Origin of the sequence: Clostridium sp. UBA1056, assembly GCA_002316385.1 — a bacterium.
GTDB lineage: Bacteria > Bacillota > Clostridia > Clostridiales > Clostridiaceae > Clostridium_J.
The window spans coordinates 97,345-105,112 of the sequence record DCDL01000059.1; the positions used below are offsets into that span (position 1 = coordinate 97,345).

Consider the following 7,768-nt stretch of genomic DNA (forward strand, 5'->3'; position numbering starts at 1 on the left):
GATTTTTTATTTTTAAAATCACATTCCTCTTTTAATTATATACTATAATAATGTAATACTATTAAGGAGTATGTTATGTTTATTAGAAATCCTTATGATATTAATTCGCAATATTTTTATAGCGATGAATACTTAGATGCTGAAGAAGATTATAAAGAATATTGTTATGAACGAATGATACCTCCATTTTTTCCATCAACTCCTGGAGGACCTGTACCATCTATACCACCAATGCCACAACCTAGTCAACCATCAATGCCACAGCCTAGTCAGCCACCAAGACCGCAGCCTGGCCAACCACCAAGACCGCAGCCTAGTCAACCACCAGGACCGTCTAGTCAACCACCAGGACCACCTCCAAGTATGACACCTAAGAAACCAGTCTCTGGAGGAATTCAACCTGCAGCTGTATCACCAGGATCTTTAAGACCTTGTAGATTCCAATTTGTATACCTCTGGCTTACTAATGGACAGTCTTTTTGGGCATGGCTTACTAATGTAGATAGCAGAACTGCTTCTGGTTTTAGATGGGATGGTCGAAGATGGGTTCGCTTTGGTGTAAACTTAAATAGAATAGAATTCTTTCAGTGTTTTGGCAGACGTTATACACCACCAGAAACGAATGTTGTAATTAATTTACAAACTCAAGTATTATCACCCGCACAATTTAAGCTTGAGTATCCATTCATTGAAAATGCTGGAAATATGGCAAATCAAGAAATCATTGATGCATTAAATTCTTTGTGGCTTAATGAAGTTCTACTTCCTGAAAAAATTAATTTCATAATAGTAGAAAGCGCTTATGAGGTTCCATTAAATTCAAATGGTTTACTAAGTATAGTGATGTCTTTATATACCAAAACTCAAGACAATCCATCGGGTAATATTGTATTTAATTCTTTGACTGTAGATGTTAATACTGGGAAAGTTTATGACCTTGGTGATTTATTTAATACTAGAATGAACTACGCTAAAATTCTTAGCGATATAGCTATGAAAAAAGCTAATGAAATGAATGTAAATTTCATTGAACCATATAATGGAATTACCGACACTCAACAATTCTATTTAACTCCAGAAGCTTTAGTATTATATTATCAAGTTGGCGAATATACACCGGCTTCTATGGGATTATTTAGAATTACAATTCCTTATAATGAAATTTCAAATATTTTATCTCCCGAAAGTCCAATAGTAAGACTTATGGGAACTCGATCAGTTTAAGAAATAGCCATAATAGTTAACACTTATTATTTCCCCCATTTAATAGGTGAACTAATTATAGAATAGGATCTATCTAAAAATAATTAAAAAATTATTTTTAGACAGATCCTCTCTTTTAAGCCAATAGCCAGCAACAGGTTTATTTGCGTTTTTATGCCTTACTAACAGAACTTCTAATGGTAATCCCATAAGATTTTTAACTCTTTAAATAACTCATTATCTCATCGAAGATGCTAGGATCAATAGACAAGAAATAAATTTAAAAGACCATATTATATAAATATTTTTAGCTGTATAATATTAGTATATAAATATATTTTAAATTTAGAGGGTAGGTTTTAACTTATGTATAATTATCTTACTGAAGAAGCACTTCAAATTCTAATTGATGAACTTGAGCATAGAAAAAATGTAGTTAGATTCCAGATAAATGAAGAATTAAAAGAAGCTAGAGCCCATGGTGACTTAAGCGAAAACTTTGAGTATAAAGCAGCTAAAAAGAATAGAGCTGACAATAACAGGCGCATGGGCTATCTAGAAAGAATGATTAAGACTACTAAAATAATAAATGATAACATATCAGAAAATCAAGTTGGTATCGGGAAAATTGTGACACTAAGATTTTCAGATGATGAGGAAACTGAAGACTTCACCATGGTAACTACCGTTGAATCAGATCCTCTTAATAATAAAATTAGTATAGAGTGTCCTTTAGGTAAATCATTATATAAAAAAAATTTAGGAGAACAAGTGGAAGTTTCATCACCAGATGGCTCTTACAGCGTAATCATAGAAAAAATTCAACTTGCAAAAAATAAGATGGAATAAAAAATCCCATCTTATTTTATATAATCTGAAAAGCTGATTGAAAACGCTGGTTATTCTTTAGATAAATTATTGTTAAGTCATTTCTATATTTGCGTTTTCTTGTAATAAACTCTTACTCTTGGTCATGTAATATAAAATAGCTACAATGGCTATTCCCTTAAGTACACTACTCATACTGATACTCCACCAAACTCCATCTATACCTAAAATATCTGGGGATGACAATACCATAGATGCTGGAACTCTAAGACCTGTTAAAATAATACTTACAGCTGCAGGTATGTATGTTCTTCCTAATCCATTAAACATTCCTACTGTTGTAATCTCAATACACATAAATAATTGAGAATATCCAAGGATTCTTAAATAATCCTTTCCTAGCATTATAGCATCTTCTTCCTGAATAAATATTGAGAATATTGCTTCCCCACCTATTATTAATAATAGGGTTGCTAAAATTCCTACTATACTAGCTATAAGAATAGTAGCCTTATAGCCTTCCTTAATTCTATCATACTTTTTAGCTCCATAATTTTGTCCCACAAAAGAGCTAAGAGCTGTTGAAAATCCGCCTGCTGTCATCCAAGTTATCGCCTCAATTTGAACTCCAACCTTTTGGACTGCTATAGCTACTTCTCCAGAACCAGCTATTACTCTTGCTATTAAAATTGAAAATGTAGTAAATAATCCATTCTGAACTCCAGAAGGAATTCCTAGCTTACATATAGTTTTTATAGCTCTAAAATCAGGCTTTTTAAATATACTAAATTTAAAATATTTTTCTTTGCTTCTTGCAACTGATATTATGAAGCAAGTTACAACAATACCTTGCGATCCTATAGTTGCTAATGCTGCTCCTAGAACTCCCATTTTAGGAATAGGGCCAAATCCAAAGATTAATAAGGGATCGAATATAATATTGGCTACTAATCCTATAGTATTAATGATAAAAGGTGTTTTACTATTACCTGCTCCATTAAATATTGCTGTAAATACAGGTATAAGATTTGTTATAACCATACCAACTGCTATTACACCTAAATAAGTCTTTGCCATAGATATTACTTCTATATTTTTTAGTTGAAAAAATGCCAAAAACTGAGTTCTAAATAATAGCACAACCATACCCATTATTAAAGATAATACTATATTTATTTGAAGGGCACTTACAATATAATTTCGTGTTGCTTTTTCATCTTTACGTCCTAAACTTTGTGATACCTTAACCTCTGCTCCAACCTTTGCAATCATGGTAAGAGCTGCCGCCAAATTAGAAAAGAATCCTGCCGTTCCTACTGCTGCTAATGCTCCGCTTCCTATTCCTCCTACCCAAAGCATGTCTGTCAGATTATAAGCCATTTGTATAAATGAAGTTGCCATGATTGGAAGCGCTAGTTTAACTAACTTCCCACTTATAGACCCTTCTGTTAAGTCTATTCTTTTCTCCATAATATCAATCCCCATTATTATAATATTTTATGTTATTAAGATTAATATTAATAATCGCAATTAATTTGCCCATTAATATTTCTATAACATATCAATAAATATTTTACTTCGTACTACGAAGAATGTCTATATAATTTCACCATGTACTTTCGCCTTTTAACGATTCATTCTTCTTTTTACTTTTATGTAAATAAAAAAATAAAATACCATGTTCTATATATAGCTAAAACTTAGTTATATATAGAACATGGTTAATTATAGCTTAGGCATCTGAAAATAAATAATAAGTCAAAGATGGGAAGTATATTTTGAGTTAGACAAGGAAACAGGTTCNNGATAGTAGCACTATCTAAGGGTTCTGTTGACGCAGTATAACACAAAATAGACGAGCATTCTGACTTATTTATTTTTTGAAGATGCCTTAATTCATTTTTAATTTTTCAAAATCATTATGTCTTCTAGTGTAGCTTTATCAATTATAATCTTATCTCCTAAAACTTCTCTTACCTTATTAGTCTGTGATGTCAATGCTTCAAAGCCAAATCTATTTTTGCTTATACCTTCAAAGTATTTTTCTACATCCTTTGTAAGTAAGCTGCTATCTCCTTTAATAATTTTATAAGACTCCATTATTTCATCTTTTGGCTTTGAAAATATAATATTTCCTTCCTTTATAAAAGTAATATAATCTGCTATTCTTTCAAGATCTGAAGTTATATGAGTAGATATTAATACTCCCATATTCTCATTCTCCATTAGATTTTGAAGTTCTTCTAAAACTTCTGACCTAACTACTGGGTCTAATCCTACAGTAGGTTCATCCATTATTATAAACTCAGCTCCATGACTAAGAGCTAAACATAAAGAAAATTTCATTCTCATTCCTTTAGAAAGTTCCTTTAGTTTCTTATCCTTATTAAGAGAAAACTTATTTAAATAATGGTGAAATTTATCATTATCCCACTTACTATATAATGTAGAAAACATCTTTCCATTTTCTTCTAGAGACATATGGTCATAATAACAAGCTTCATCATAGACAAAACCTATTCTATCCTTTATCTCCCTCTCGAATTTAATATTATCCTTATCAAATACCTTTATGTCTCCACTATCTTTCTTTACTAGGTTCATTATCATCTTTATTAGCGTAGTTTTACCAGCTCCATTTTCTCCTATTAACCCCATAATAAATCCCTTAGGTAATTCTAGAGATACATTATTCATCTGGAAATCTTTATATTTTTTACATAAATTATTTATATATAATATATTATCCATTGCCTTCCTCCTACTATAGTTTATATTCTTCAGCAAGCACCCTTAAACTTTCTATAATTTCATCTAAAGTAATTCCTGCTTTGATGCCTTCCTCTATAGCTTTACTTAGATACTCCTCCATATTTCTCATTATGGATTCTTTTAGAAGCTCTTTATCTTGAGCGCTAACGAAGGAGCCCTTGCCTGGAACTGTATATATAAACCCTCCTCGCTCAAGCTCATCATAAGCCCTTTTAGTTGTTATAACACTAATTCTCAAATCCTTAGCCAGTCCTCGTATAGATGGCAATGGCTCATTAGGAGATAGCTTATTTGTTAAAATGTCATCCTTTATTTGCTTTTCTATTTGAGAATATATGGGCTCTCCTGAAGAGTTATTTATTATTATATTCATTGAATTTCCTCCAGTTTAAATTTCTTGTATAAACTACAATAATACTATAAATCTCTTTTTCTATATCCAATTATAGATAATCCTATAAATAAAATATATATAATTATCCCTACTAGGATTATAGCTGTACCAAAATAAGCTCCATGAGATGTACTTTCTAACAAATACTCACTACCTTTAATAAAAATATTAGGACTTAACTTATCAATAAATTTCAAAATCATTATAGGTACATTTATAACTGCAATAATGATAATTGCGGAATATTTTGTGGCAACACTATAGTCATATCTATAATATATAAAGTTAGTAACTCCAATTATTAAACAGTAATATATAAAGGATAGGGATTGAATAATATAAATCATAGTTAATTCTTCTTTATGAAAGTTTCCAACTATTGTAATTATTGCTAGAAGTATAAAGCTAGTTAAAATATAAGATACTAGATAATAGATAAACTTACTTAGTACTACATCAATCCTTCTCACCGGGAAACTATTAATTATAACATCATAGTTTCTTCTCATCTCATCAGTAGCAGTGAACTTATTTGCCATTAAAGGTACCATAAGAGTCCCTATAAGATAAATTATAAGTGTACCTCCTTCAAAGCTATACATAGAAGAAACACATATTGCTATTCCTACAATCAAAATAGCTACAGTATAGACATATCTACTAGTTATAAAGTCCTTTTTTAAAAGTGCTCCCATAAATTATACCTCCTAAAAATCTTTCTTTTCATAAATGACTACTGATACAGCAGCTATCAAAGCTAAAATAGCTATAACTAGTATAGCTAATATAATATTACTAGTTATAGTATTGCTTTGAATCAATGTTAAAAACGTCTCTATGCTAGATAACCAATTAGGTAGTGATTCCCCTTTAAGAAACTCACCTATAGCTAATGTTCCTGCCATTATAACAAAGAAAATAATAAAGTAAAATATTCGTGCAAACTTTATTCCTAAAGAAAAATATACACAATAGTAAAGAGCTACAAAAATAAGAATATAACTAATTGATATTTTAACTATGGATATAGGCAATCTTAAATATTCAGCTGGATATATCATATAAATTAAATTGTTTAATAGAAATCCTATTATTGTTATAGATAATATCCATATAATTGTAGATAAAAATTTTCCTAATACATAATCACTTCTTTTACATGGACTACTGAGTATACTAATATGAACTTTATCTCTAGCTTCCATCTCAGTAAAGGCTATACTAATGACTCCAGCAATTAATAAAAAATAATTAAATAACCCTTCACCTTTATTTGCAATACTAAAGAATATCACTATCACTATCATTATTAGACCATTTTTATTGTTATATAAATTAAATATCCCCCTTAAATCTCTTAAAGCCATCTTCCACATTTATTTCCTTACCCCCTTATTCATAGCTACCATAATCTCTTCTAAGGACGGTCTTTCAGTAACAAGTTGCTGCTTTACAGCTCTATCAATGTGTATATCTTTTATTATTCCCTCAAATCCATAGGATGTTTCCCTAAGTCCATAGATAGCTTTCTTATCAAGTTTACTTAATAAAGATTTATCACCTTTAATTATCTTATATTCCTCCATTAAATCATTAGTAGCTTTAGATAAAATTATCTTTCCATTTTGTATATAAGTTATATAGTCTGCTATTTTCTCTAAATCAGAAATTATATGACTAGAGATTAAAATTCCAACATTTTCGTCTTGTATAACCTCTTGAAGTACATCTAAAATACTACGCCTCATAACTGGATCTAATCCTGATGCTGGCTCATCTAATATTAGAAATTCAGCCTTGTGGCTAAGGGCTAATGCAATAGCAAACTTCATCTTCATACCCTTAGATAATTCCTTAACTTTTTGCTTTTTATTTAAGTTAAATTTCTTTAAATAGTTATCAAATACTTTTGTATCCCATTTTTTATAGAATCCTGAAATTATTTTTTCATTATCCTTAATAGATAAATTCTCATAGTAAAAACACTCGTCATATACAAAGCCTATGCGTTCTTTTATCTCTTCTTCATATTCAATATTATCTTTATCAAAAATCTTGATTTCTCCCTTATCTTTTTTAAGTAAGTTCATAATTAATTTTATAGTGGTTGTTTTGCCTGCTCCATTTTCTCCTATGAACCCCATAATATATCCCTTATCCAAAGTGAATGAGATATCATCTAATTTAAACCCATCGTACTCTTTTGTTAAATTTTTTATTTCTAATAATTTATTGGACATAATAGCACCTCCATTAATTATGTACCATCACATATACTCATAGTGAATTTATCACATACTAAATCTGTATTTATTATTCTGTTAATGATCAGTATATACAGTATCCTTAAAAAAATTAAGCTGTTAGGCTTCTTTATATTAACAGTATATATCGTTTATATACACTATGTCAACATTGAATACAATTTTAAATAAAAATATTTTCTATATTTTATTAATCTCTAAATAAAAATATCCTAGGCTATTTTCCTAGGATATTTTTATTGTGAACATTTCTTATTTGTTATTTATTCTATTTATTAAATCTTGTACAGCAGTTTTGCTAACTTCT

Annotated in this window: 8 protein-coding genes; 2 read left to right on the top strand and 6 right to left on the bottom strand. The window is 29.7% G+C overall.

Features of this window, described 5'->3' with window-relative positions; genetic code table 11:
• Positions 1–75: 75 nt before the first annotated feature.
• Both B3W71_RS16425 and greA read left to right on the top strand, forming a co-directional pair.
• Positions 76–1,224, top strand: coding sequence for a DUF3298 and DUF4163 domain-containing protein (locus tag B3W71_RS16425; protein WP_346890026.1), 1,149 nt, complete (start codon positions 76–78; stop codon positions 1,222–1,224).
• 345 nt (positions 1,225–1,569) lie between these two features.
• Positions 1,570–2,052 carry a transcription elongation factor GreA gene (greA, locus tag B3W71_RS16430; protein WP_346890027.1) on the top strand — a complete coding sequence of 161 codons (483 nt, stop codon included), beginning with the start codon at positions 1,570–1,572 and terminating at the stop codon, positions 2,050–2,052.
• A gap of 72 nt (positions 2,053–2,124) precedes the next feature.
• Here greA and B3W71_RS16435 read toward each other — a convergent pair whose 3' ends face one another.
• From B3W71_RS16435 to B3W71_RS16460, 6 genes are all read right to left on the bottom strand, one after another.
• A complete protein-coding gene (locus B3W71_RS16435) occupies positions 2,125–3,501 on the bottom strand; it encodes an MATE family efflux transporter (RefSeq protein WP_346890028.1) in 1,377 nt (458 codons plus the stop codon).
• A 432-nt stretch (positions 3,502–3,933) separates the two neighbouring features.
• The gene (locus B3W71_RS16440) at positions 3,934–4,782 is read right to left on the bottom strand and encodes an ABC transporter ATP-binding protein (RefSeq protein WP_346890029.1); all 849 of its coding nucleotides are present in this window, start codon (positions 4,780–4,782) and stop codon (positions 3,934–3,936) included.
• A 13-nt stretch (positions 4,783–4,795) separates the two neighbouring features.
• The gene (locus tag B3W71_RS16445; protein WP_346890030.1) at positions 4,796–5,176 is read right to left on the bottom strand and encodes a GntR family transcriptional regulator; all 381 of its coding nucleotides are present in this window, start codon (positions 5,174–5,176) and stop codon (positions 4,796–4,798) included.
• Between the two features lie 44 nt (positions 5,177–5,220).
• On the bottom strand, positions 5,221–5,892 hold the full coding sequence (locus B3W71_RS16450) for an ABC-2 transporter permease (protein WP_346890031.1): 672 nt from the start codon (positions 5,890–5,892) through the stop codon (positions 5,221–5,223).
• A gap of 12 nt (positions 5,893–5,904) precedes the next feature.
• Entirely contained in the window at positions 5,905–6,573 is a 669-nt protein-coding gene (locus B3W71_RS16455) for an ABC-2 transporter permease (RefSeq protein WP_346890032.1), read from the bottom strand.
• On the bottom strand, positions 6,574–7,437 hold the full coding sequence (locus tag B3W71_RS16460; RefSeq protein WP_346890033.1) for an ABC transporter ATP-binding protein: 864 nt from the start codon (positions 7,435–7,437) through the stop codon (positions 6,574–6,576).
• Positions 7,438–7,768 lie beyond the last annotated feature (331 nt).